The sequence below is a fragment of the Myxococcus sp. NMCA1 genome (assembly GCF_026810205.1).
Lineage (GTDB): Bacteria > Myxococcota > Myxococcia > Myxococcales > Myxococcaceae > Myxococcus > Myxococcus xanthus_A.
In genome coordinates this window covers 2,690,412-2,716,557 of record NZ_CP113950.1, presented here as the reverse complement: position 1 = coordinate 2,716,557, position 26,146 = coordinate 2,690,412, and the positions used below count along the sequence as shown (strand labels likewise).

The window sequence follows — 26,146 nt, the reverse complement described above, 5'->3', positions numbered from 1 at the left end:
CGGCCCGGCCGAGCCAGAACAGGCACGGCCGGGTCCGTGGCTCACTTCGGCGGACGGAAGACGTACTGGAACACGGGCGTGTCGGGCCCCGGCGGGTACTGCGCGTCCATGAAGGCGAAGTGGGCGTGGCCGGTGATGACCGCCTCGTTGAGGCTGTCGTAGAGCACCGTCACGCCGGTGGCCCGGCCAGACGCGTCCACCTGGACTTGAACCTTGAGGTTGCCCTTGATGCCCGGCGTCTGCTGAAGCCGGTTCATGTAGAGCGCGACCAGGCCCAGTGACACCCGGTTGTAGATCTGGTCCTGGGTCCCCCGGGCGGGCTGCGACGGCAACCGGAAGTGACGCACCAGCGCGGCGGCCTCGCTCTCGGCCTCGGCGACCTGACGCTCGGGGGCCGCCAGCGCCGCACGGTAGGCGGCCAGGGCATCCTGGTGACGCTCCTGCTTCAACACCAACCGGGCCCGCAGCACATGGATGTCGGCGCGGGCGGGCGCTCGCTCGGAAGCCTTCACCAGGTGGATTTCGGCCGCCTTGGAATCTCCGCGAGCTTCGGCCAGCTCGGCCAGGCGAAGCAGCGGCTCCGGGTCTTCTGGCGCGGCGGCGACGAGCCGGACCAGGGCCTTGTCCTCCGCTTCCGCGCGGCCCAGCTCCCGGTACAACCGCGCCAGCAACCCCAGGGACGCAGGCTCCACACCGCCCAGCTCCGCGTAGCGCTCCAGCGACCCGGCCGCCTTCTCCTTCTCCGAGGCGGCCAGCCACAGGTCGGCCTGGAGCCGGTGCGCTTCTTTGTCCCGGGGCTTGAGGGCCACCAACTTCTCGCCCGCGGTCGCCGCGGCGCGCACGTCGTTGGCAGCCCGGGCCAGCTGCGCCAGCTTCCGCAGCGCCTCGGGCTGCTCGGGCCAGGCCTCCACCGTCCGAGTCAGCTCCGCGCGCGCGTCCGCTTCCCGCTCGGGAATCCCCGCCAGCAACATCGCCAGGGACGTCCGAATCTGCGGCGCATCCAACTGGGCGAGCGCCTCACGCAGCCGGACTTCCGCCTCCGCGGGCTTGCCCTCCGCCTGGAGCAACACGCCCTGCGCCCACAGCGCCGGCGCGAAGCCAGGGGCCTGCTTCAGGGCGGCGGCGATGGGCGGCCGCGCCTCCGCCAGCAGCCCCCAGCGCACGTAGATGAGCCCCATGCCCACGAAGGGCCACGGATTCTCCGGGTCCAGGGTGGAGAGCGCCTTCAGCTCGTTCCAGCACGCGTCCGAGGGAAAGGTGAGCCACGCCCGGTACATCCGCGGCATCAAATCCCCGGGCCGCGCCCGTGACTGCGCCTCCAACTCGCTGTCCATCGCACTGGCGCGGCCGCGCGCCCGGGCCGTCTCCAGTTGGCGCAGCGTCGCCATGACCTCTTCGGGCGGAGGCAACCCCGGGCGCACAACCGCCCCCCGTGCCGGAGCGGCGAGCACGAGCAACGCGAGGCACAGCGGAAGCGCGAACGAACGGGAGGCCATGGGGCGCGCGGACGATAGCAGACGCCCGTCCAGCGGAGGCTGCCTGCTCCCTTGGCAGCACGAACTCAGCGATTTCAGGGAAGCCCCGCTCCGGAAGGACGAACCTTCCGGAGCGGCGCCTCGACCTTCACCTCAGGACGACGGGCTCAGCCAATCTCCAGCCGGCACGTCGAGCTGCAACCGTCGCGGCTGACGGTGTTGCCGTCGTCGCACTCCTCGCCCTCGTCCTCCTGGGTTTCGCCGTCGCCGCATCGAGGGCCCCAGAGGCAGCCACGGCCGCACTCACCGTAGCCACCTGCGTTGACGCCGTCGTCGCACTCCTCGCCGGCCTCCTCGTCCACCACGGCGTCACCGCAGGTGGCGGTGCACTCGGTGCGGGCGGTGAGGAAGTTGTTGAGCGTGAGGCGGTACGAAGAACCGTGGGTGTGACGCTCAGCCTGGAGCACGACGACCTCGTAGATGCCACCCAGCCGCAGGCCCAGCGAGCTCGCCTGGCTCGACATGTTGATGGTGCCCGACGCCGGGCCGTGCACGCCACCCAGGTCCAGCGCCAGCCGGCCATTGACGAAGACCCACACGTCGTCGTCACCGCGGAAGGTCAGCACCTCGGTGCCCTTGTACGCGAACCAGTACCGGGCCTCGCTGGTGAAGTGGAAGTTGCGCTGCTGGCCGATGGTGTCCTCGCGCGTCGACTCGAAGCCCGCGGCCACCCAGCCGCCGCTGTAGAGCGGCTCGTCATCGAGCGGGAAGAAGTACTCGTTGTCGAACACGTAGGAGCCGTTCTGCTGGCGGTCGAGCACGAAGCTGCCGACGATGGTCTTGTTGACCTTGTCCACGGCCTTGTACCACTGGTCGAACGCGGCCCGGCCGTTGGTGTTGTTCGACGGCTGGCCTTCCTTCGCGTAGACGGGGCGGCCGTTCGCGTCGAGGCGGTTCTCCAGGATGCCGTCCTCACGGCCCGCATTCTTGTTCTGGAAGTCGATGTGTCCACGCGGCAGGTCGCCGGTGGCCGGCAGGTCGTACCCGCGGAAGTCACGGTAGACGACGGGGATGGACACCTGCGCCGGCGGCTCCTGCGTGACGAGCACACACGCGAAGCCATCCTCCAGCTTGCAGTCCGGCGAGCAGCCGTCATTGGCGCGCGTGTTGCCGTCGTCGCACTCCTCCACGGCGCTGTTGGGGAGGATGAGCCCGTCGCCGCACGTCTCCTCGCAGTTGCCATCCGAGCAGCGGGGCTCCTTGGTGCACAGCGGCGAGCAGCCGTCACCCATCACGGTGTTGCCGTCGTCGCACTGCTCGGTGCCCTCGGTGATGCCGTCACCACAGGTGGTGCGGCTGCACGGCTGACCCGGCGGGCACTTCCAGCCGTCCTCGAGCCGGCAGACGTCGCTGCAGCCGTCGCCCGGAGTAGTGTTGCCGTCCTCGCACTCCTCATCACCGGCGATGATGTTGTCACCGCACTCCTTGGCGCGGCAGCGGCCACCCTGGGCAGGGCACGCCCAGCCACTCTCGATCCGACAGCTCCCGTTGCAACCATCACCGCTGACCAGGTTCCGGTCGTCGCACTCCTCGCCGTCCTCGACGCGGCCGTCTCCGCAGTTCATCAAGCGAACGCACGGCGCTCCCGGCACCTCGCAGATGAACCCGCCCTCCACCGTGGTGCACGTCGCGTTACAGCCGTCGCCGTCCACCCTGTTGCCGTCGTCACAGGCCTCGCCGGACTGGCGCTGGCCGTCACCACAGTCGTCGCCAGCATCCGGCGTCGACCCGTCCGGGATGTTCGGGCCGGTGCCGGCATCGGGCTTCGCCGAACCTCCCCCGCCGTTACAGGCCACCAATGTGAAGAGAAGAGATGCGAGCAACGCGCTCGCCAGCCGAGATCTGCGATGGGGGTTCACCATGGGAACAAATGCTGAAAGTGCTTCGCACCGCTGTCAACGCGTCACGGCAAGTCGACGGATGCGAGGTGCAGACGGCGCACAGATGTGCAGGCAGAACGGACTTTCCATGTGCTCCCCGTCTCCTGCGCACATTTACATTCACGATAACAACGCCCGAAACATCACTTTCGTAGAAAGCCGGAAGCGGCGTGAGTCACAGGGCTCACACGTCTCGTGCGGGCCATTCAACCCGTTCCCACCGGCGTCACTGGGCCACGTTGCGGACGTACTGCGCATAGAAGCGCACCGCGTCCGCGTAGCCCTTCACCGACACGCGCTCGTCCTTGCCGTGGAGGCGTGACAGGTCGGCGCCGTCCAGGCGCAGCGGCATGAAGCGGTAGACGTTCTCACTCAGCCCGGTGAAGTACCGCGAATCCGTCGCGCCCAGCATGAGGTACGGGGCCACGACGACGTCGGGGAACACCTGGCGCACGCTGCGCTGGAGCTGCGCCCACGCCTCGGAGTCCATGCGCGACACGGGCGACGGTTCACTGATGAAGCCCAGGGTGCTCACCTTCACCCGCGGGTCATCCACCACGCGCCGCACGTGCTCCAGCACGCCCGCCACGGAGTCTCCCGGGAGGATGCGGAAGTTCACCACCGCGCGGGCGCGGGCTGGCAGCACGTTGTCGCGCTCGCTGCCCTCGAACATGGTGGCCGCGGTGGTGGTGCGCACCGCCGCGTTGGTGGTGGCCTTCGCGGTGAGCTGGCGCAGCACCAGCGGCTCGAACAGCCACAGGTTGGCGAAGAGCGTGCGCATCCCGAAGCCCATCTCCGGCCCCGCGAACTCGAACAGGGCCCGGCTGCCACCGCGCAGCTTCGCGGGCATGGGCGCATCCTCCAACCGGGAGATGGCGCGGCTCAGCACGCCCACGGCCGTCTGGGGCGGCGGCATGGACGAATGGCCGCCTTCGCCATCCGCCACCAACTCCGCGCTGGCGAAGCCCTTCTCCGACACGCCGACCAGGGCCACCGGTGAGGCCACGCCGGGCACGGTGCCGGACACAATCATCCCGCCCTCGTCCAGTACGGATTCCAGCGTCACGCCCCGCTCGCGGAGCAGCTTCGCCATCGCCTCCGCGCCCTCGCGCCCACCCACCTCTTCATCCCCACCGAATGCGAGCAGCACCGTGCGCTTGGGCTGGAAGCCCGCCGCGAGCAGGGCCTCCACCGACTCCAGGATGCCGAACACGCTCCCCTTGTCGTCCAGCGCGCCCCGGCCCCAGACATAGCCGTCCGCCACCAGCCCGCTGTAGGGCGGGTGAGTCCAGGACGCCTCCGTGCCGGGCGCAACGGGCACCACGTCCAGGTGCCCCAGCAGCAGCGCCGGGCGCAGCGACGCGTCCGTCCCCGTCCAGGTGTACAGCACCGAGTGCGCCCCCACGGGCTCGCGCTTCAGCACCTGGTGGAGCCGGGGGTATTGCTCCCGCATGTAGTCGTGGAGCGCGGCGAAGGCTGCATCCTCCGCGGGCTGCCCCTCCGCCGCCGCCAGCGTCTTGAGCCGCAGCGCACCACCCAGCCGGGCCGCGGCGGCATCGGCGTCCACGGTGAACTCCGCGGGCGCCTCCGGCTGGACCTGCCGCGAGGTGAAGCGAAAAGCCTTCGTGAGGAGAACCCCCGCGAGGGCAACGACGACAACCAACAACGACAAGAGAATGCGTTTCATCGGCAAGACTCGCGGTGGGGGCGCCTCACGCTAGCAAAGGCGGCCCGCCACCCCACTGCTTCTCCAGGGCAGAGCCCCACGGCAGGCCCCGTCTCCACGAATTACAGATTTACAGCATTGCAACCATTTTCCACCTTCACCGCGAAACACAAGTCGTGTAGATGACGCGGATCGTCGCAGGGGGTGTGCAGTGAAGAAGCCGTCCACGGTGTGGAGACAGCTCTGGCTTGGCCTGGTGCTGGGGACACTGGCTGGCTGCACCGGTGGAGGTGCGGAGGACCCGGGTCTTCCAGGGGCCCCGGGTGCGGCCACGGCCCAGGCGGCCGATTCCGAGGCCTTGGTGACGTGGCTGCCGCCCACGAGCGACGGCGGCCACCCGGTCATGTACTACATCGTGCGATGTGAGCCCGCCTGTGGCGGCGCCATCGTCACGTCGGACGAGTTCCAGGCCACCGTGCGCGGCCTCCACAACGGCTTCGCGTACACCTTCAAGGTCGCGGCGGTGAACATCAACGGGGAAGGTCCCGCCTCCGTGCAGTCGGAGCTGGTGACGCCGCAGCCCGGCCTCTCCATCTCCAACCCCACCGTCCCGGGCCAGCCCCGTGGCGCCCGGGCCACGCCGGGCAACGGCCACGCCTTCGTGAGCTGGCTGGCTCCGGCCAGCTACGGTGGCCGGCCGCTGCACCAATACCGGCTGACGGCGGAGCCTGGGGGCGTCTCCGTGACGGTGGACGCGCCGGCCGCGAGCGCCGTCATCCCCGGGCTGGTCAACGGCGTGCCGTACCGCATCACCGTGGCGGCCACCAACGAGAAGGGGGAAGGCCCCTTCGCGGTCGCCAACACCATCCAGCCCCGCGCCGGGGGCGAGCCCACCGAATGGGTGACGGGCTACTTCGTGGGCTACCAGCTGTGGATGCAGCCGGTGGACGCGGTGGACCTGGCGGGCATCACCCACCTCGTCGTGGGCCGCGTCAAGCCGAACCCCAACGGCACCCTCAACGCGAACTTCGACGCCAACATCGACGACAGCCACGGCCGCGCCATGGCCAAGGCCCTGGCGACGCGCGCGCACCAGCAAGGGCGCAAGGCGCTGCTGATGCTCGGCGGCTTCGGCGAGCATGAGAACTTCGTGCGCGCGGCGTCCCCGGCCCAGCGTGCGCACTTCATCCGCAACATCATCCAGCTCATGGACGAGCTGGGCTACGACGGCATCGACGTGGACTGGGAGCCCATCATCCTGGCCGCGGACATCCCGGAAGGCGCGCCCATGGCGCCCGATGACGGAGAGCCCCTGCTCGCGCTGCTGGAGGGCCTGCGCGCCGCGCGGCCGAACATCATCCTCACGGTGCCGGTGGACTGGCTGAACTCCAACTTCAACATGAGCCGTCATCGCGCTGACTTCATGAAGCAGCTGGCGTCGCGCGTGGACCAGCTCAACATCATGTCCTACAAGATGAGCGGCCACTGGGGCGGCTGGGAGAGCTGGCACTCCAGTCCGCTCTACGGCCACTCGCAGCTCCACCCCACCTCCGTCTCGCACTCCGTGGAGGGCTACCTGGACGCGGGCGTGCCCGCGGGACGGCTGGGCGTGGGCATCGGCTTCTTCGGGACGTGCTGGGGCGGCGTGACGGAGCCGAACACGCCCCTGGATGGCCGTGAGGGTGTCTTCGAGGGCCAGAGTGACAACTTCATGAGCTACACCAACATCATGACGCACTACTACCGTGCGGACGCCAGCCGCTGGGACGACGTGGCCAAGGTTCCCTACCTGTCGTTCCCCACCGGCCACGGCCCGGGGCTCTGCAACTACGTCTCCTACGAGGACCCGCGCTCCATCGCCGTCAAGGGCCAGTACGCGCGCGAGAAGAACCTGGGCGGCGCCATCATCTGGACCATCAGCCAGGGGCACTTCCTTCAGCCGACGAACGGCCACAGGGACCCGCTGCTGGACGCGGTGAAACACGCCTTCCTGGACCCGTGAGCGCGGGAAGCACTGGCGGCGGAGCGCCCGCTCCCGCACCATGGCGGCCATGGAGACTTCGAAGTCCGTGGCCACCGCGCTCACCATCGCCGGCTCCGACAGCGGCGGCGGCGCCGGCATCCAGGCCGACCTGAGCACCTTCGCCTTCCACCGCGTTCACGGCACCAGCGCCCTGACGGCCATCACCGCGCAGAACACGCAGGGCGTCACCCGCGTGGACGTGATGCCCCCCGAGGCCGTCGCCGCGCAAATCGACGCCGTGGCCTCCGACATCGGCGCGGGCGCGGTGAAGACGGGCATGCTCGTCAATCCGGCCATCATCACCACGGTGGCGCGGCGCCTGCGCGCGCTGGGCCTGGGCCCACTGGTGGTGGACCCCGTCATGGTGTCCCGCGCCGGCGCGCGCCTCATCGACGACGCGGCCGTGGGCGCGCTCAAGGAGCTGCTGCTGCCCCTGGCCACGGTGGCCACGCCCAACCGGCACGAGGCGGAGCTGCTCGCCGGCATGAAGCTGGAGACGCTGGAGGACATGCAGGAGGCCGCGCGCCGCATCCACCGGCTCGGCCCCCAGGCGGTGCTGGTGAAGGGCGGCGGCATGACGGGCGCGCTGCGCGGCACCGACGTCTGGTTCGACGGCGAGCGCATGGAGACGCTGCACCTGCGCGCGGTGGACACGCGCAACACCCACGGCACCGGCTGCACGCTGTCGGCGGCCATCGCCGCGCACCTGGCGCTGGGGCAGACGCCGCTGGAGGCCACCCGGCGCGCGAAGGACTACGTCACCGCCGCGCTGGAGCACCCCCTGCCCCTGGGCAAGGGCCCGGGCCCCTTCAGCCACTTCTTCCCGCTGGAGGGGTAGCCCGGGCCCGTCACCGGGCGACTACTTCGCGGCCTTCTTCGGCGCGACCTGCGCGGCGGGCACGGGGAAGCCGCGCTTGCGCATCAGCGCCTGGATGCCCGCCTCACGGCCCCGGAAGGCGCGGTACGCGTCGGCCGGGTCCAGCGTGTTGCCCACGGAGAAGACGTGCTTGCGAAGGAGCGCGGCCACGTCCTTGTCGTAGGCGCCCTTGCCTTCGGTGAAGCGCTCGTAGGCGTCCGCCGTCAACGTGTCCGACCACAGGTAGCTGTAGTAGCCCGCCGAGTACCCGTCACCCGCGAAGACGTGGCCGAACTGCGGCGTGCGGTGCCGCATGACGATTTCCTTCGGCATGCCCAGCGCGTTGAGCGTGTCGCGCTCGAAGGCGTCCGCGTCGATGGGCGTTGACCCCGCCAGGTGCAGCTTCATGTCCACCAGCGCGCTGGACAGGTACTCCACCGTCCCGAAGCCCTGGTTGAAGGTAGCGGCCTTCTCGATGCGGTCCACCAGCGCCTGGGGAATGGGCTTCCCCGTCTGGTAGTGCAGCGCGTAGGTGTTCAGCACCTCGGGCGTGGACAGCCAGTGCTCCAGCAGCTGCGAGGGGAACTCCACGTAGTCGCGCGCCACCGCCGTACCGGCCAGCGACGGATACGTCACGTTGGAGCTGAGGCCGTGCAGCGCGTGGCCGAACTCGTGGAACAGCGTGGAGGCATCCTCCCAGCTGATGAGGACGGGCTCGCCGGGTTGGCCCTTCACGAAGTTGGAGTTGTTGGAGACGATGGTGGTGACTTCACCCCGGAACCGCTCCTGGCTGCGGTACGCGTTCATCCACGCGCCGGAGCGCTTGCCCTTGCGCGCGTATGGGTCGAAGTACCACAGGCCCACGTGACGCCCGCTGGCCTGGTCCTTCACCTCCCAGACGCGCACGTCGGGGTGGAACACGGGCACGTCGTTCACCTGCGTGAAGGAGAAGCCGAACAGCTCGCCGGCCACCCAGAACATGCCCTCGCGCAGCTTCTCCATCTGGAGGTAGGGCTTCACCTCGTTCTGGTCCAGGTCGTACTTCGCCTTGCGGACCTTCTCCGCGTAGTAGCGGTAGTCCCAGGGCTCGATCTTGAGCTTCGCGCCCTCCTTGTTGGCCACGCGCTGCATGTCCGCGACCTCTTCGTGGACGCGGGCCACCGCGGGCTTCCAGACGGCCTCCATCAGCTCCATGGCGCGCTCGGGCGTGCGGGCCATGGCGTTCTCCAGCCGCCAGTGCGCGTGCGTCTTGTAGCCCAGCAGCGTGGCGCGCTCGGCGCGCAGCTTCAGGACTTCGGCGATGATGACGTTGTTGTCGCGCGCGTCGCCGTTGTCACCGCGGTTGACGTAGTTGCGCCAGACCTTCTCGCGCAGGTCGCGCCGCGACGAGTACGTCAGGAACGGCTCCATGGAGGAGCGCGTGTTGGTGATGATCCACTTGCCCTTCTCACCGCGCGACTCGGCCGCGGCGGCGGCGCCCGCGCGCACGGAGTCCGGCAGGCCCGCCAGGTCCGCCTCGGACTCCAGGACGACGGTGTAGCCCTCCTCGTCCGCGAGCACGTTCTGACTGAAGGATGTGTAGAGCGACGCCAGCCGCTGGTTGATGGCCGCCAGCTTCTGCTTGGCCGCAGCGTCCAGCTTCGCGCCGGAGCGGACGAAGCGCGTGTAGTGCAGCCAGGTGAGCCGCTGCTGCTCGGGCGTCAGCTTCGACTTGTCGGGCGACTGGTACACCGCCTCGATGCGGCGGAAGAGCGCCTCGTTCTGGAAGATTTCGTCGTCGAAGGCGGCCAGCTTCGGCGCCATCTCCCGCTCCAGCGCCTGGAACTCCGGCCCGCTCATGGACGAGCTCCAGATGCCGTAGAGCGTCTCCACGTCACCCTGCGTCTTGCCGGCGGACTCCAGCGCGACGATGGTGTTCTCGAACGTGGGCGCCGAGGTGTCGTTGGCGATGGCCGCCAGCTCGCCGCGCGTCCGCTCCATCGCGGCCTCGAGCGCTGGCTTGAAGAGCTCCACCTTCACCTGGTCGAACGGCGGCACGCCGCCATGGGCGCCCGTCCACTTCGCGAGCAGCGGGTTGGCCTGCTCCGGAGCAGCCGGCGCGGCGGGGGCGGTCGTCTGAGGCGCGGTGGCCATGTTCTGGGACTCCTGCGAGGTCGTCGCACAGCCGGCGGACACGAGTACGGCCATGCCCGCGCCAGCGAAGAAGAGCTTACGCATGTAGAGGATGTCTCCCGACGAAAGGGGCTGAAGAGGGGCGGAGCCTAACGGTATCCCGCCGCGAACCGGGGGACGGAATCGCGGGCGCACCAACATGCATGCCTGCTCATCTGTTCCCGGCCAACACCGTGGCCACGGGAAAAAACGCGGTGTGTTACACCCATGTGGCGCGCGCGAGCGCCCCTCCCACCACAGCATTCACCCTCCAGGAATGACCGTGACGAGCACGCTGAAGGACCGCATCGAGAACGCCGAGTTGCTGGCGAAGGTCGTCCCCGTCGAAGAGGCGGTGAAGCACGTCGTCCACGGCAACACCGTGGCCATCAGTGGCTTCACCAAGTCGGGTGAGCCGAAGACGTTCCTGCCGGCGCTTGCCTGGCACTTCTCCCAGACGGCACCGGACGCCCGCATCACCCTGCTGTCGGGCGCGTCCCTGTCCGAGGACGTGGAGGGCCCCATGGCGCCCTTCATCGCCAAGCGCGGTCCGTACATGTCCTCGCCTGCCTCGCGGCGCCGCATCCACGCCGGGGAGATGGACTTCACGGACGTCCACCTGTCCGCCTTCGCGCGCAACCTGATGTACGGCTTCTATGGCGACATCGACGTGGCCATCGTCGAGGTGTCGCGCATCCGGAAGAATGGCAGCGTCGTCCTCACGTCGTCGGTGGGAATCAGCGCGGAGGCGCTCGCACGCGCGAAGAAGATCGTGCTCGAGGTCAACACCTCCGGGCCGGACTACACGGGTTTCCACGACATCGTCCTGCCCGCCGTCCATCCGCACGTGGGCTGGCCGCTGCCGCTGGTGAACGTGAGGGACCGCATCGGCAACCCCTACGTGGAGTTCGACGTGAGCAAGGTGGTGGCGGTGGTGGAGTCCCGCACGCCCGACCACCCGGTGCCCTTCAAGGCGGCGGATGACACCGCCAAGCGCATCGCGGAGCACGTCATCGACTTCCTGATGCGCTGCCGCGAGCAGTACCAATGGGGCAAGCGCCTGCCGCCCATCCAGTCCGGCGTGGGCAACGTGGCCAACGCCATCATCGGCCAGCTCTACGACTCGCCCTTCCAGAAAATCCGCTTCTGGACCGAGGTCTTCCAGGACGGAATGCTGCGCTACGTGGAGGACGACGCGAAGTTCGAATACGCGTCCGCCACCGCGGTGTCCTTCTCCTCCGAGGGCCGCCAGCGCTTCCTCGACATGTTCGAGCGGAGCAAGGACCGGCTGGTGCTGCGCCCCATGTGGCTGTCCAACAGCCCCGAGATCATCTCCCGCCTCTTCGTCATCGCGATGAACACCCCCATCGAGGTGGACATCTACGGGCACGTCAATTCCACGCACATCGACGGCTCGCGCATCGTCAATGGACTGGGCGGCTCGGGTGACTTCTTCCGCAATGCGTACCTGAGCATCGTCCACACGCCGTCCACGCGAAAGCTGCGGGATGGCCGCACGGTGAGCTGTGTCATGCCGTACGTGCGGCACATCGACCACACCGAGCACGACATCAAGTGCGTCGTCACCGAGCAGGGCTACGCGCTCAACATGGACATCCGCTCGCCGAAGCGCCGCGCCCAGGACATCATCGACCGCTGCGCGCACCCCTACTTCCGGCCGCTGCTGCACGCGTACCTGGACATGGCGGGCCCCGGCGACGAGCCGCGCGCCACCGACATGAAGGTGCTCCAGGGCTGGTGGGCGGACTACGACGCGGCGACGCGTGCCTTCCCCCAGAACGGCTGAGACACCGGCGGTGGAGCGCAACGGCCGCGAAGCCTGTCCCCCGGAGCTGGCCGCCCAGCTGCGGGAGGTGGACCGCCTGCGACGAAGCGGGCGGTACACGTCCGCCCTCGCGCTCGCACGGGCGTTGGCGGAGGCCCATCCCCGCCAGGCGCGCGTGCTGCTGGAATTGGCGCAGACGCTGGCCATCTGGGGCGGCGTCCCCGCCGAGGCGCTGGAGTGGTACGAGCGCGTGCTGGCGCTGGCCCCCGGCCACCTCACCAGCCGGCTGCACCGTGCATTGTGCCTGTCGCGCCTGGGCCGCCATGAAGACGCGGTGGCGGACTTCGACGCGCTCGTCGCGGCGGGCTACCGCAAGGCCCTGGTGCTGCACATGAAGCGCGCCGAAGCATTGGAGGCGCTGGGCCGGGTTGAAGCGGCGGAGCGGGACTGGACGCTCGCGATTGAGGAGGCCCCGGGCAACCCGTGGCTGCTCCAGCAACGCGCCGCCGCTCGGGCCCGCTTGGGGCGGCTGGACGACGCGGCGAAAGACCTCACCGAGGCGCTCGCGTCCCAGACGGGCGACGAGGTGGACCCGGAGCTGCTGCACGCGCGCGGCGTGTTGCGTGAGCGGCAAGGTGACGTGGACGGTGCGCGCGCGGACTTCGAGGCGGGACTCTCCGCCTTCCGCGAGGGCGACCCGCCCGCGCTGCTGGACGCGCTTCGTGAAGGAACCATGCGCAAACCATGACGGGCCCTTCGCGGCCACGGCATGCGACAAGAATCGCCATGCACACCGCGGCTCCGGCCGCGGGTGCTGATTCCGGGCCTGATGCACCCGGAGGGGCGGGGTGCTCGCAAGTGGGGCCGTGCGCCGAAGCAATGCCTGACACCCCGTGAGAGCGCCGACTTGGAGCGGTGCTTGGGGACCACGGTGGTGGCGGGATGCTTCACGAGGGAGCGGACCACGCCGAGCGCGGCGGTGGGCCAGAGGGAATCGCATGCCGGGCCGAAAGGAAGCGGCTCGAGCCTGCGGTTCCCTCTGGTGTCGGGGTGAGGCTCCCCCGTCAGGCCGCGACGTCGGCTTCGGGTTCGCGCCGCACCTTCGCCAGCGCCGCCACGACGACCTCCGGCCCCGAGCCCTGCTTGTGGGCATTCTCACTCAGGTGCCTGCGCCACGCGCGCGCCCCCGGGAGTCCCTGGAAGAGCCCCAGCATGTGCCGGGTGATGGCGCCCAGCGGAGCGCCGCGCAGCATGGCCTTCTCGATGTACGGCAGCATGGCCTCGACGACGTCATGCCGCTGCGGCACCGGCGTGGTGGCGCCGAAGAAACGGCGGTCGGCCTCGGCCAGCAGGTACGGGTTCTCGTACGGAGCGCGGCCCATCATCACCCCGTCCACATGGCGCAGCTGCTCCTCGGCGGCGTCCAGCGTCTTGATGCCGCCGTTGATGCTGATGTCCAGGTGCGGGAACTCCGCCTTGAGCCGGTGGACCAGGTCGTAGCGCAGCGGCGGCACGTCGCGGTTCTCCTTGGGGCTCAGCCCCTGGAGCCACGCCTTGCGCGCGTGCACGATGAAGCGGGTGCACCCCGCCGCCGACACGGTCCGGATGAAGCCCTCCAGCGTCGGCCACTCCTCCAGTTCGTCAATGGCGATGCGCGACTTCACCGTCACCGGGATGCTCACCGCCTCTCGCATCGCCCCCACCAGCCGAGCCACCAGGTCCGGCTCCGCCATCAGGCACGCGCCGAAGCGGCCCGACTGGACGCGGTCGCTCGGGCACCCCACGTTGAGGTTGATTTCGTCGTACCCCCACTGCTCGCCAATGCGGGCCGACTCGGCGAGCGCCGCCGGCTCCGAACCGCCAAGCTGAAGCGCCACCGGGTGCTCCGCGGCGTCGTAGCCCAGCAGCCGCTCCCGGTCGCCATGCAGGATGGCGCCCGTGGTGACCATCTCCGTGTACAGCAGCGTGTGGCGGCTGAGCTGGCGATGGAAGTACCGGCAGTTGCGGTCCGTCCAGTCCATCATCGGCGCGACAGACAGCGGCATGGGATGAGTCGGCATCATGCGAGAACCCGGGGCAGCAGCCGGAGCGTCCCGTTCGGCGGGCCGCTCCCCTGCCGCCAGCATGTAGCCGGGTTTTCCGCCCCTGCCCACCCCTTTGCCGCCCCTCTTCCCTGGCCACCGGGCAGGCGCCCACGGCGAACCATTTCACTCCGGGCAAATCCACCCAGCCAGCGAGCCCTTCCCGCATGGTTGTCTGGCCGCCCTGACGGTCCGTGGATAGTCATGCCCGCATGAAAGCCTACGAACTGCAGCAGACAGGGAGCGCCGACGCATGGGTGCAGGTGGAGCGGCCGGAGCCCACGCCGGGCCACGGCCAGGCGCTGGTCCGGATCCGCGCGGTGTCCCTCAACTACCGGGACCTCTACATCGCCCTGGGCCGCTATCCCGGACCGCGCCCTGCCTCCCTCATCCCCGTGTCGGACGGCGCGGGAGAAGTCGTGGCCGTGGGCCCCGGCGTCTCATGTGTGACGCCGGGTGACCGCGTGGCCCCCACCTTCTTTCAGACGTGGACGGACGGCCCGCCCTCCCCGGAGAAGACACGGAACGCCCTGGGTGGCAGCGTGGATGGCGTGCTCGCGGAGTACGTCGTCGTGGACGCGGAGGGGCTCGTCCTCCTCCCTGACCACCTGTCCTTCGAGGAAGGCGCCACCCTCCCGTGCGCCGCCGTCACCGCCTGGAACGCGCTGGTCGCCGAAGGGCGGCTCCAGCCGGGCCAGACGGTGCTGGCGCAGGGCACCGGCGGCGTGTCCGTCTTCGCGCTCCAGTTGGCCAAGGCGCTGGGGGCGCGCGTCCTCATCACCTCCAGCCAGGACGCGAAGCTGGAGCACGCCCGGAGGCTGGGTGCGGATGGCACCATCAACTACAAGAAGCACCCGGACTGGGAGGAGCAGGCGCTGGCGCTCACGGACGGCCAGGGCGTGGACCACGTCCTGGAGGTGGCCGGCGAGGAGACCTTCCCCCGCTCCGTCCGGGCCACGAAGCCCGGGGGCCACATCTCCCTCATCGGCATGCTCAGCGGCGGCTTCGCCAGGCCGGACCCCGCCCTGGTGGAGCCAAAGAAGCTCGACGTCCAGCGGACTTACGTGGGCAGCCGCGCCATGTTCGAGGACATGAACCGGCTCCTCACCGAGCACCGCCTCAAGCCCGTCATCGACCGGAGCTTCCCCTTTGAGCAGGCGCGCGAGGCCCTGCGCTACATGAAGTCCGGCGCCCATTTCGGGAAGATTGTCATCGCCGTCTGAGCGGCCGGGTCACGAGCAAGCTGGCAAGCCCTGGCTCCCCCCTCTGCCCCAAGCGGGCGCGCCCTAGCGAGGGTGGGAGCCACAGGCAAGCAGAAAGGAAGGCTGGAGATTCTCTCCACATAGGGTAGTCACGGGCGCGCCAAGGGTGCGTGACAGACATGTCAACCGCCCTCAAGAACGGCGTCGCCTGCCCCCAGGCGACTTGGAGGGACGGATGCTCGAGAAGCTGATGCCGAAGTCGGACGAGTTCTTCGACGACTTCGATGCGCAATGTGCCGTCACCGTCGAAGGCGCGAAGATGCTCTACGAGTTGCTCAGTGACTACCGCGACGTCGCACCGCGGGTCCAGGCGCTCAAGGACGCGGAGCACCGTGGGGACGAAGTCACCCACACCGCCTTCAACCGTCTGCACCAGCAGTTCATCACCCCGTTCGACCGGGGGCAGATTCACACCCTGCTCTCCCGCATCGACGACGTGTTGGATTTGACCAACGCCGCCGCCGCCCGCCTGCACTACTACGAGATCCCGGCCAGCCTTCCGGACGCCACGGAGCTGGCGCGCCTGCTGGTGCTGTCCACGCAGAAGGTGCAGGAGGTGGTGGCCGCGCTGCGGCTCATCAAGAAGCCGGAGCAGATCCTGGCCGGGTGCAAGGAAATCAAGCGCCTGGAGTCGCAGGCGGATGAGGCCCTGCGCGCGGGTGTCGGCCGGCTCTTCAAGAGCGGCGCGGACACGCTGCTCATCATCAAGTGGAAGGAGATTTACGACTTCATTGAGACCGCCACCGACAAGTGCCAGTCGGTGGCGAACGTCATCGAAGGCGTGGTGCTGGAGCACAGCTAAATGCTACTCGCCGCCGTCATCCTCATTGTCGCGGTCGCACTCATCTTCGATTTCATCAATGGATTCCACGACGCGGCGAACTCCATCGCCACCGTGGTCTCCACCCGAGTGCTCTCCCCCAACCTGGCCGTGGCCTGGGCCGCCTTCTTCAACTTCGTGGCGGCCTTTGGCGGGGGCGTCCACGTGGCCAACACCATGGGCAAGGGCATCATCAACTTCGAGATGCTCCGGGCTCAGGGCCCCAGCGCGGTGCTCGCCGTCATCTTCTCCGCCCTCATGGGCGCCATCGTCTGGAACCTGCTGACGTGGTGGTGGGGCCTGCCCTCCTCGTCGTCGCACGCGCTGGCCGGAGGCATGATTGGCGCCACGCTGCCGGTGCTCGGCTTCGCGGGCCTGGTGGGCTCGGGCATCGCGAAGATCGCCGCCTTCATCGTGCTGTCGCCGCTCATCGGCATGACGCTGGGCATCGGGCTGATGGTGTTGAGCACGTGGACGGTGCACCGCCAGACGCCGCTGAAGGTGGACTCGTGGTTCCGCCGGCTGCAGCTCGTGTCGTCCGCCATCTTCTCCTACAGCCACGGCACCAATGACGCGCAGAAGGTGATGGGCATCATCGCCGTGGTGCTCTTCGGCACCATCTGGAAGGACCGGCCGTTCCACATCGACTGGTGGATGATCATCTCCTGCCACGCGGCCATCGCCCTGGGGACCTTCTTCGGCGGCTGGCGCATCGTCCGCACCATGGGCCACAGCCTCACCAAGCTGGCGCCCATCGGCGGCTTCGCCGCGGAGACGGGCGGCGGCGTCACCATCATCGCGCTGGCCCACCTGGGCATCCCCGTGTCCACCACGCACACCATCACCGGCGCCATCGTCGGCGTGGGCGCCACCCGGGGCTGGCGCGCGGTGAAGTGGGGCGTCGCCGGCCGCATCATCTGGGCCTGGGTGTTCACCATCCCCGCCGCGGCGCTGACCGCGGTGGTGGTCTACGGCCTCACCCAGGTGGTCATGCGCCTGGCAAGCTGAACGCCGGGGAGGGCTCGCGTTGACCTCCGCGAGCCCGTCCCCGTCATGCATGGACCTGCCGGGTCCCTTGCTTGACTTACCGCGGCAAGTTCGGCCAGCCTTCCCTTCATGAACGGCGTCAACGGCCAGCACGTGCAGCGCGAGGGAACGACGTTCCTCGCCCGCGCGTGTGTCCTGACGACCGTGCTGACCACCACCACGACGACGACCGCGACGACTCCCCGCCGGGCGCGGGTGGTCTAGCGACGGAACCACCTTGGTTTCCAGCTCGGCCCCGCGCTCTCCGGCGCGGGGCTTTTTTGTTTTCACATGCCGCAGGAGCCCCGACATGCAGCCCTCCCCGCAGTCGACGCCGCCGAACCCGCCGTCCCGCCTCGCTGCCTTCCACGCGGAGGTGCGCTCATGAGGGTGATGAAATTCGGGGGGACGAGCGTGGGCAACGCCGAGCGGATGCGCGGCGTGGCGGACCTGGCCGCGGCGGCGCGCAAGGAGACGCGGGTGATGATGGTCGCCTCGGCCGTCTCCGGCATCACCAACCTCCTGGTGGACGCGGCCCGCGCGGCCCAGGAAGGCCAGCCGGTGGAGTCGCTCCACGGCCGCTTCGAGGACGTCCACCGCGGCATCATCCGCGAGCTGGCGGCGGAGCTGGGGGAGACGCGGCTGCGCTCGCTGGATGAGGGACTTTCCACGCTGACCTCGGAGCTGCGCGGGCTGCTGCAGGGCGTGGGGCTGCTGCGGGAATGTTCGCCCTCCGTGCTCGCGCACCTGTCCGGCCTGGGCGAGCGCGCCTCGTGCCTGATCCTGGGCGCGCTGATGCACGCACGCGGACTGGCGCCGCACGCCGTGGAGCCACGGGACGTCATCCTCTGCGCGGGGGACCCACTCCAGGCCACACCGCTCCAGGAGGAGAGCCGGGCGCGCTTCACGCCGCTGCGCGAGGCCAGCGGTCCCGGGTTGATGCTGATGCCGGGCTTCTTCGGCGGTGACGCCCGGGGCAAGACGATGTGCCTGGGCCGGGGTGGCTCGGATTATTCGGCGGCGCTGGCGGCGGCGGCGCTGGACGCGGAGCTGCTGGAGATCTGGACGGACGTGGACGGCATCTTCAGCGCCGACCCGCGGCTGGTGCCAGAAGCCTTCCCGCTGCCCGAGGTGAGCTTCGAGGAGGCCATGGAGCTGGCCTACTTCGGCGCCAAGGTGCTCCACCCCAAGACGATTGCGCCCGCGCGCGAGCGCGGCATCCCCGTGCGCGTCTGCAACAGCTTTCGCCCCGACCACCCGGGCACCCGCGTCACCGACGACGCCGCGCCGCCCGAGCACCCGGTGCGCGGCCTCTCCTTCCTTCCCGGCATCGCCCTGGTGAACCTGGCGGGCGCGGGACTCAAGGGCGTTCCGGGCACCGCCGCCCGCGTCTTCGAGTCCATGGCCCACGCCAACATCTCCGTGGTGCTCATCACCCAAGGCTCCAGCGAATGCTCCATCAGCTTCTGCGTCCAGCAGGCGGACGCGGAGCGCGCCGTGCAGTCCCTGGAAGTCGCGTTCGAGATGGAGCGCGCGGCGGGCAAGGTGGACACCATCGAGCAGCAGCGCGGGCTCGCCGTGCTCAGCATCGTCGGTGATGGCATGCGCCACCGCGTGGGCGTGGCAGGCACCTTCTTCAGCGCGCTGGCGGACGTGGGTTGCAGCATCGCCGCCATCGCGCAGGGTTCCAGCGAGCGCAGCATCTCCGCGGTCATCGCGGAGACGGACGGCCCCCGCGCCCTGGCCCATGTCCACGGTCGGTGCTTCGGCACCACGGAAGTCGTGGAGCTGCTGCTGGCCGGCGTGGGCAGCGTGGGCGGCGAGCTGCTCAAGCAGATCCACCAGCAGGCGCCCAAGCTGCGCGCCCACGGCGTGGACCTGCGCGTCTGCGTCATCGCCAACAGCCAGCGCGTCGTGACGGCGAGCGAGGGACTTCCCCTGGAGGACTGGAAGCAGCGGCTGTCGGCCAGCAGCGACGGCGCGCCCCTGGACGCCTTCCGCGACTGGGCCCGCGCGAAGCGGCCGGGCCGGCCCGTCTTCGTGGACTGCACCAGCAGCGAGGACATCGCGCTCGCCTACCCGTCGCTGATGGAGGCGGGGCTCCACGTCGTCACCGCCAACAAGAAGGCCAACGCAGGCCAGTGGAGCCACTACCGCAAGCTGCGCGAGACAGCCTCCCGTCACCAACGCCGCTTCCTCTACGAGACGAACGTGGGCGCGGCGCTGCCCGTCATCGACACGCTGAAGAACATGCTGCGCACGGGAGACCGGGTGCTGCGCGTGGAAGGCATCCTCTCCGGCTCGCTGTCATTCATCCTGGGCCTGACGGAGGAAGGCGTCCCCTTGTCGCAGGCGGTGGGCACCGCCATGGAGAAGCGCTTCACCGAACCCGACCCGCGCGACGACCTCCACGGCACCGACGTGGCGCGCAAGGTGCTCATCCTCGCCCGCGAGCTGGGCCGCCACGTGGAGTTGGAGCAGGTGACGCTGGACTCCCTGCTGCCGTCGGACTTCGACGCCACCGGGCCGCTGGATGATTTCCTCGCCCGGCTCCCCCAGGTGGACGCCGCCTTCCAGCGCCGCGTGGAGGCACTCCGCACGGAGGGCAAGGTGCTACGCTACGTGGGCAGCGTCACGGAGGACGGTTGCTTCGTCGGGCTGGTGCCGGTGCCCCTGACGCACCCGCTGGCGGCGGTGAAGGGCGGAGAGAACGCGCTCAGCTTCACTTCGGAGCGCTACAGCCCCACTCCGCTGGTGATTCGCGGCTACGGCGCGGGCGCGGCGGTGACAGCGGCTGGCGTGCTGGCGGACGTGCTCCGCCTGGTCGACGGGCCGCTCCCCTGAGTTGACGCCCGGTACGACAGGTCCGCGGCCGATGTACGTTTGAAGTTGGCTGCGGACTTGTCGACAATGCCCCGCCTGCCCTCGAATGCGCGAGAGGCAAGGGGGAGAGAACGGAATGGACGTGACTCGCAAGCCGACCCGAGACCTCACCCACAAGGTGCTGGCGCTCGCATTCACCCTGGTGCTGACAACTGCGTGTCCCGGTGATGACGACGGTGATGGAGGCGGCGGCACCGGAGAGCCCGTCACCCTGAGCGGCACGGTGACGTACGACTTCGTCCCGGCCGTCTACTCGCCCTCCACGCGGCGGGGGACCCTGGACTTCGCCCAGTCCTCCAAGCGGCCCGTGCGCAACGCCGTGGTCCAGGTGCGGCAGGGCACGCGGGTGCTCGTCGATGGAACGACGGACCAGCAGGGGCGCTACACGCTCACGTACACCCCTTCCGGCAGCGGGGCGCTGTCGGTGGTCGCGCTCGCCAAGACGACCGAGCCGGAAATCCAGATTGAGGACAACACCGACAACAACGCCATCTGGGCGGTGGGTGACAACATCACCGCGACGGTGACGACCAAGGACTTGCACGCGAGCCACGGCTGGGCGGGCACCAACTACACGGCCAGCCGGCGCACCGCGGCACCCTTCGCCATCCTCGACAGCATGTACACCGCGTCGCGGGCTTTCATGGACGTGCGACCGGTCAACTTCCCGCTGCTGAAGGTGAACTGGAGCCCGAACAACATGCCCCAGCCGGGCAGCAAGCCGCAGGGCCGCATCGGCACGTCGCACTTCTCCTTCACGGAGAACGAAATCTACGTGCTCGGCCGGGACGGCGTGGACACCGACGAGTTCGACGCCCACGTCATCGTCCACGAGTGGGGGCACTACTTCGAGGCCAACCTGTCGCGAGCGGATAGCCCGGGCGGTCCGCACTCCAGCGGTGACATCCTGGACCCGCGCCTCGCCTTCGGCGAGGGCTACGGCAACGCGCTCGCCAGCATCTTGCTGCCGGAGCCCATCTACGCCGACACATACTGGGACGCCTCGACGCTGGTCGCCTTCGGCTTCGACGCGGAGAGCGAGCCCACGGCCCGCCCCGACGACCCGAAGAAGGGCGCCTTCTCCGAGATGAGCGTCTTCCGGCTGCTCTATGACTTGTTCGACTCCGGCACCAACGAATCGTACGACATGGTGTCGTACAACCTGGGCATCTTCTACGACGTGCTCGTGGGCCCGCAGAAGTCGACGCCCGCGCTGACCACCGTCGGCTCGTTCATCAACGGATTCATCGCCCAGCCCGGCGTCAGCACCGCGGACGTGTACCTGCTGCTGGCCCACTACAACATCGGGTCCATCAGCTCGGACTTCGGTGATGGGGACACGCAGTTGCGCGCCATCTACACCAACGTGCCGGGCATCCCGTACACCACCGAAGTGCCGCTGGTGGGCGGGCGCGACTACAACAAGCGCGAGCAGAACCAGTACTACGTCTTCACCGGCACGGGCCGGAACATGACCATCAGCGCGAACCACGCGACGGAGGACGTCGGCATCGAAGTCTACGGGCAGGGCCGGAGCCTGGCGGAGTCCGACATCGGCTACACCGGTACGGAGACGGTCAGCATCCCGACCCAGGCGGACGCGCGGTACGTCGTCGTCGTGTACGGCTTCAATGAGACGGCCGGCAACTACCGTCCCTTCCCCACCCTCTCCATCACCAGCCAGTGAGTCCGGAGCGCACATGAACCTCAAGGCAATCGCAGCCCTGTCCAGCCTCCTCGCGCTCACGGCGCAGATGGCCTGCACCTCCCCGTCGAAGTCGAACCCCACGCCCAGCGACAGCTCGGACACCACGAAGGTCGGCGCGCCGGTGAAGGTGGACGCGAAGCTGGGTGAGAACCAGGCCCGCGTCTCCCTGCGCTTCGATGCGCCGGCGACCGACGTCAAGGTCAGCCTCTCCGGCGTGGACGGCCTGGAAGTGAAGAGCGCCACCACCCCCGTGTCGGGTGGCAACTTCACCCAGGATGCCGTGTCCGAGTTCGACGTGAGCTTCACTCCAGGTGAAGGGCAGTCTCACCTCGTCGTCACCGTCACGGGTGATTTCCGGGGCACGCACCTGTCCAGGGTGTTCAGCTTCGCGGTGGGTACGCCCACGGCGGCGCAGCAGAAGACCGAAGGTACGACGGTGACGGGCGACGACGGGCAGCCCATCAAGGTCATGCCCTCGTCCAACGCCGAGTAGTCCGGTGGGCACAGCCGAGGCCCGGGAAACCGGGCCCGGCCGAAGCAGTCCCCTGAAAAAACACAGCGGGGAGCGCGCCCCCCGACGCACTCCCCGCCGCGTGAGCCACTCAGACGAGAGCTCCAGAAAAAACATTGGGAGCACGCCCCCTCGACGTGCTCCCAATGACTGCGCGGCCCGACTCCGGCGCGCCCTCCCCCTCTGGAAGCAACAGCCCCCCCGGGCTTGCTTCCTCCCCATCCCCACTTCGAAATTCAAAACGCACGGCGCCGAAAACCTTGAGGCCACCCCTGCGTTTTTTTTCGGGCCGCCTGGAGCGATGCTCCGCCCACACGGCCACACACACACGCTGCGTATGGGCCTTCGCGAGTTGCTCCCAGGATGACGACCGACCTTCCCGCCCCGAAGCCCTCGACCCACGCCTTCACAGGGACGCTGTTCCACCTCTGGGTCTTCCTCGGCTCCTTCCTGCTCTTCCAGGTGGAGCTCATCCTCGCGCGGCTGCTGCTGCCCTCGTACGGAAGCAGCGCGGCCATCTGGACGACGTGCCTGGTGTTCTACCAGGCGGTGCTGATGCTCGGTTACTTCTACTCGAGCCGCGTCGCGGTGGCCGCGCACCAGGGCCGCTACCGCTGGGCCCACCTGGGCTTCGTGCTGCTGGCGGTCGTCGTCTTCCCGTTCCGGCTGCACCTCTTCGAATTGCATCCCGTGGCGGCCATCCTGCTCACGCTGACGCTGTCGCTGGGGCTGCCGTTCCTCGCCCTTTCGACGACGAGCGTCGTCGCCCAGGGCTGGTTCACCCGCACGGAGCATCCCTCCCGGGGTGACCCGTTCTTCCTCTACGGGACGTCCAACGCGGGCGCACTCACGGCGCTGCTCACCTTCCCCTTCCTGGTGGAGCCGTCGCTCGACCTCCAGGAGCAGTTGGCTGTCTGGTACGCGGGCTACGGCGCGTTCGTCGTCTTCGCGCTGCTCTGCATCCAACGCGTGCGGCCGGCGCTTGCCGGTGGGAGCACGACGTCCGAGCCAGCGGCCCGGACCGAGCCGGTGCCCCGCGCGCCGCGCGCCTCACGCATCACCTGGCTGCTGCTGTCCGCGAGCGCCAATGCGCTGCTGCTCGCGGTCACCAACGTCCTCACGCTGGATGCCTCCATCCCGCTGCTGTGGATCCTCCCCCTCTCGCTGTACCTGCTCACGCTCATCGTCTGCTTCTCGAAGCGGCCCCCCACGCCCACCGGATTGAACCGGCTCGCGCTGGGAAGCCTCGCCGTCGCGGCGGGCGCGGCGCTCTTCGCGCTGGCACGCGCGCAGACGTCGCTCCCGTCCCTGGTGCTGCACAGCGCGGTGCTTTGGGTGGGCTGCCTGCTGATGCATGGCAACCTCGTGTGGTGCCGCCCGTCGGACCCGCGCCTGCTGGGTTCGTTCTATCTGCACGTCTCGCTGGGCGGTCTGGTGGGCACGTTGCTGCTGGCCCTGGTCGTTCCCCTGACGCTGGGCTCGCTGGCGCTCCCGTACCTGGACCACGGCATCACCGGCCTGCTCCTGCTGGGAGGACTGGCGGCGCGGGACATGATGCGCCGGGGCCAGGGGCTGCCCGTCCCGAAGCTGGCGCCTTACGTATCGAGCGGAGCCGCCCTGTTCGTCGTCGCGGTCCTGGTGCTCTCCGGGTGGATGCTCGCGCGCGGGCGCATCGAAGGCTCGCGCACCTTCTACGGCCTCTACACGGTCAAGGACGCGGAGGGCCTGAGGCTGTTCCAGCACGGAAGCACCGTCCACGGCGTGGAGAACCTCCACCCGGACGAGCGAGGAGAGCCCCTCTCCTACTACCACCGCGGCTCCGCGGTGGGCCGGGTGCTGGCCTCGGAACGGATTGTGCGTGAGCGCGTGGCCGTCGTGGGGCTCGGCATCGGCAGCCTCGCCGCGTATGGCCGCCCCGGCGAGCGTTGGGACTTCTACGAACTGGACCCGGAGGTGGAGCGGCTCGCGCGCCAGCACTTCAGCATGCTCGGCTCCAGCCAGGCGGAGCTCCGTGTCCTCGCGGGGGACGCGCGCCTTCGCATGGAGGAAGCCGAGGACGACGGGTACGACGTCATCGTCCTCGATGCGTTCTCCAGCGACTTCGTCCCCACGCACCTGCTGACCCGGGAGGCGCTGAGCCTCTATCTCCGGAAGCTCGCGCCGGAGGGGCTCCTGCTGTTCCACGTCTCCAGCCGGCTCTTCGACCTGGTCCCCGTGCTGACCCGCTTGAGCACGGAGCTGCGGGTCCAAGGGCTCGTGAATCAGACGGAGCGCCTCACCGCCGAGGAGCTGGCGTCGGGCCGCTCACCCAGCGTCTGGTTCGCCATGAGCGCCAACAGCGACGTCGTGGCCCGCCTCACCCAGGAGCTGCCCTTCCAGCCGGTGGACACGCCACCCGAGCTGAAGGACCGGCGCGTCTGGTCCGACAGCTACGTCAACCTGCTGCACGCGCTCGCGCACTGACACACGGCCTCGTGGCGCTTCCGAGCGGGCCCCGGAAGCGCCCTGTGGCCGCGGCGGCTACGCGGTCTTCTCCTGGGCCGTGAGCACCTCGGACGAGGGCTCGCCGGACTCGGCGATGCGCCGGGTGAGGCGGCGGCGGACGACGTCGACGTGCTCCCGGAAGAAGTAGAGGTTCTCCGCGTAGGCCAGGGGCATGGGGATGCGGTTCACCTCGCGCTCGGCCTCGTCGAGCCGCCGCAGCATCTCCTCCAGCATCTCCCGGCCAGGACCCTCCTCGAGCTGGAGCTCGATTTCCTTCAGCCGCGCGTACCAGCGGAAGATGCGCGAGCGCACGCGCCACTGGTACAGCGCCGGCGCCACCCGGCCCAGGGGCACCAGGACGGCGATGAAGGGCACCAACATCACCCAGAGCCGGTCCACCAGGCTGGCGGCCCAGAACGGCAGATAGCGGTGCAGGAGCGGAACGCCGGACTCGTAGTAGCGGCGCGCCTCGCTGCTGAACGGAAAGCCCGCCTCGAGCGCCGCCGGGAATTCGCCTGTGCGGTCCAGGATGCCGGCCTTGCCGTGGACCTCGCTGGCCGCGCGCATCAAGAGGTAGGCCAGCGCCGGGTGGAGCGCATCGGTGGCGACCAGGTTCGCGGTGGGCGCCAACATCACCACGTCATGGTCCGGCACGTCCGCGGCCAGGTCGAGCACGCCTCGCGGCAGCACGTGCCGGGACAGATAGGGGTAGCGGCGCACGTAGGCCTCGCCCCGCGAGAAGCTGAGGAGATTGATGTCCGGCACCCGCGCGAGCCGTTGGACGGGCGGTGACTCCGCTGGGGACACGATGAAGACAGCATCGACCTTGCCCTGCTTGAGCTGCTCGATGGCCTCGTCGCGCCCCAGGCTCAAGAGCTCCGTGGGCGCGGCGCCCACGCCGTTGGCCTCCAGCAACTTCATGGACAGGGCGCGCGTGCCACTCTCCTCGGGGCCCACGACGATGCGCTTGCCCTGCAGGGCGTTCAGGTCGTCGATGGTGGGCCCCCGGTAGAAGACCCACAACGGCACGTAGGACAGGCTTCCCAGGGACACGACGCGCGGCGCCTTGGTGGCGTCGGACGTCCCGCTCTGGACGAAAGCCACGTCCACGCCCGAGTGCTCGTCCTCCAGCAGTTTGATGCTGGTGAGCGAGCCGTCCGTGGGACGAATCTCCACCGTGACGCCGTGCTTCGCGAGAATCTCCTGATACTTGCGCGCGAAGTACCGGAAGCCGCCCTCGTCCCCGGCCGCGGCGATGACGAGCTTCTTCGGCGGCGCGGGTTTGACGAAGTAGAACGTGACGGCGAACGCGATGCTGACGATGACGAGCGCGGGGCCCAGCGTCATCCAGAGGTCCCACCGCAACGTGCGACGCAGGCGAGCCTTGAGCGAGTCCTTCTTCATGATGGGCGCGGAGTATAGACACGGCGCGCGCGTGCCACGGGGCCCGGCCGCCGGTGAAGCGGCCGGGCAG

18 protein-coding genes are annotated in these 26,146 nt (G+C 69.3%); 12 read left to right on the top strand and 6 right to left on the bottom strand.

The window, feature by feature from the left end:
* Positions 1-41 precede the first annotated feature (41 nt).
* From OZ403_RS11745 to OZ403_RS11735, 3 genes are all read right to left on the bottom strand, one after another.
* Positions 42-1,388 carry a hypothetical protein gene (locus OZ403_RS11745; protein WP_268784240.1) on the bottom strand — a complete coding sequence of 449 codons (1,347 nt, stop codon included), beginning with the start codon at positions 1,386-1,388 and terminating at the stop codon, positions 42-44.
* A 254-nt stretch (positions 1,389-1,642) separates the two neighbouring features.
* A complete protein-coding gene (locus OZ403_RS11740) occupies positions 1,643-3,397 on the bottom strand; it encodes a DUF4215 domain-containing protein (protein ID WP_140789541.1) in 1,755 nt (584 codons plus the stop codon).
* A 244-nt stretch (positions 3,398-3,641) separates the two neighbouring features.
* A complete protein-coding gene (locus OZ403_RS11735; RefSeq protein WP_174258720.1) occupies positions 3,642-5,102 on the bottom strand; it encodes a M20 family peptidase in 1,461 nt (486 codons plus the stop codon).
* Between the two features lie 190 nt (positions 5,103-5,292).
* Between OZ403_RS11735 and OZ403_RS11730 the strand changes: the two genes are divergently transcribed.
* Together OZ403_RS11730 and thiD are read left to right on the top strand one after the other, a co-directional pair.
* The gene (locus OZ403_RS11730) at positions 5,293-7,083 is read left to right on the top strand and encodes a glycosyl hydrolase family 18 protein (RefSeq protein WP_268784239.1); all 1,791 of its coding nucleotides are present in this window, start codon (positions 5,293-5,295) and stop codon (positions 7,081-7,083) included.
* A 40-nt stretch (positions 7,084-7,123) separates the two neighbouring features.
* Positions 7,124-7,942, top strand: coding sequence for a bifunctional hydroxymethylpyrimidine kinase/phosphomethylpyrimidine kinase (thiD, locus tag OZ403_RS11725; protein ID WP_140853746.1), 819 nt, complete (start codon positions 7,124-7,126; stop codon positions 7,940-7,942).
* A gap of 21 nt (positions 7,943-7,963) precedes the next feature.
* On the opposite strand, the gene OZ403_RS11720 is transcribed toward thiD, so the two are convergent.
* Positions 7,964-10,177 (bottom strand): M3 family metallopeptidase, encoded by a 2,214-nt coding sequence (locus tag OZ403_RS11720; protein ID WP_268784238.1) that lies wholly within the window; start codon positions 10,175-10,177, stop codon positions 7,964-7,966.
* 211 nt (positions 10,178-10,388) lie between these two features.
* Between OZ403_RS11720 and OZ403_RS11715 the strand changes: the two genes are divergently transcribed.
* A complete protein-coding gene (locus tag OZ403_RS11715; protein WP_140789532.1) occupies positions 10,389-11,918 on the top strand; it encodes an acetyl-CoA hydrolase/transferase C-terminal domain-containing protein in 1,530 nt (509 codons plus the stop codon).
* 10 nt (positions 11,919-11,928) lie between these two features.
* A complete protein-coding gene (locus OZ403_RS11710) occupies positions 11,929-12,645 on the top strand; it encodes a tetratricopeptide repeat protein (protein WP_140800653.1) in 717 nt (238 codons plus the stop codon).
* Between the two features lie 316 nt (positions 12,646-12,961).
* Here OZ403_RS11710 and dusA read toward each other — a convergent pair whose 3' ends face one another.
* Complete coding sequence (gene dusA, locus OZ403_RS11705; protein WP_140797846.1) at positions 12,962-13,960, bottom strand: tRNA dihydrouridine(20/20a) synthase DusA; 999 nt, start codon at positions 13,958-13,960, stop codon at positions 12,962-12,964.
* Positions 13,961-14,190: 230 nt separating this feature from the next.
* Here dusA and OZ403_RS11700 point away from each other — a divergent pair, with 230 nt between their 5' ends.
* The 8 genes from OZ403_RS11700 to OZ403_RS11665 all read left to right on the top strand — a co-directional run bounded on the left by OZ403_RS11700 (position 14,191) and on the right by OZ403_RS11665 (position 24,651).
* Positions 14,191-15,201 carry a zinc-dependent alcohol dehydrogenase family protein gene (locus tag OZ403_RS11700; protein WP_268784237.1) on the top strand — a complete coding sequence of 337 codons (1,011 nt, stop codon included), beginning with the start codon at positions 14,191-14,193 and terminating at the stop codon, positions 15,199-15,201.
* Positions 15,202-15,415: 214 nt separating this feature from the next.
* Positions 15,416-16,042 (top strand): DUF47 domain-containing protein, encoded by a 627-nt coding sequence (locus tag OZ403_RS11695; RefSeq protein WP_140789528.1) that lies wholly within the window; start codon positions 15,416-15,418, stop codon positions 16,040-16,042.
* Positions 16,043-17,068, top strand: coding sequence for an inorganic phosphate transporter (locus OZ403_RS11690; protein WP_140789526.1), 1,026 nt, complete (start codon positions 16,043-16,045; stop codon positions 17,066-17,068).
* A gap of 108 nt (positions 17,069-17,176) precedes the next feature.
* Entirely contained in the window at positions 17,177-17,311 is a 135-nt protein-coding gene (locus OZ403_RS11685; protein ID WP_268784236.1) for a hypothetical protein, read from the top strand.
* Positions 17,312-17,470: 159 nt separating this feature from the next.
* Positions 17,471-19,930 carry a bifunctional aspartate kinase/homoserine dehydrogenase I gene (thrA, locus tag OZ403_RS11680; protein ID WP_268784235.1) on the top strand — a complete coding sequence of 820 codons (2,460 nt, stop codon included), beginning with the start codon at positions 17,471-17,473 and terminating at the stop codon, positions 19,928-19,930.
* A 115-nt stretch (positions 19,931-20,045) separates the two neighbouring features.
* The gene (locus OZ403_RS11675) at positions 20,046-21,656 is read left to right on the top strand and encodes a hypothetical protein (protein ID WP_268784234.1); all 1,611 of its coding nucleotides are present in this window, start codon (positions 20,046-20,048) and stop codon (positions 21,654-21,656) included.
* A gap of 13 nt (positions 21,657-21,669) precedes the next feature.
* Positions 21,670-22,170 carry a hypothetical protein gene (locus tag OZ403_RS11670; protein ID WP_140797842.1) on the top strand — a complete coding sequence of 167 codons (501 nt, stop codon included), beginning with the start codon at positions 21,670-21,672 and terminating at the stop codon, positions 22,168-22,170.
* Positions 22,171-22,551: 381 nt separating this feature from the next.
* Positions 22,552-24,651, top strand: coding sequence for a spermidine synthase (locus OZ403_RS11665; RefSeq protein WP_140789518.1), 2,100 nt, complete (start codon positions 22,552-22,554; stop codon positions 24,649-24,651).
* A gap of 57 nt (positions 24,652-24,708) precedes the next feature.
* Here OZ403_RS11665 and OZ403_RS11660 read toward each other — a convergent pair whose 3' ends face one another.
* On the bottom strand, positions 24,709-26,076 hold the full coding sequence (locus OZ403_RS11660) for a TAXI family TRAP transporter solute-binding subunit (RefSeq protein ID WP_268784233.1): 1,368 nt from the start codon (positions 26,074-26,076) through the stop codon (positions 24,709-24,711).
* Positions 26,077-26,146: the final 70 nt, after the last annotated feature.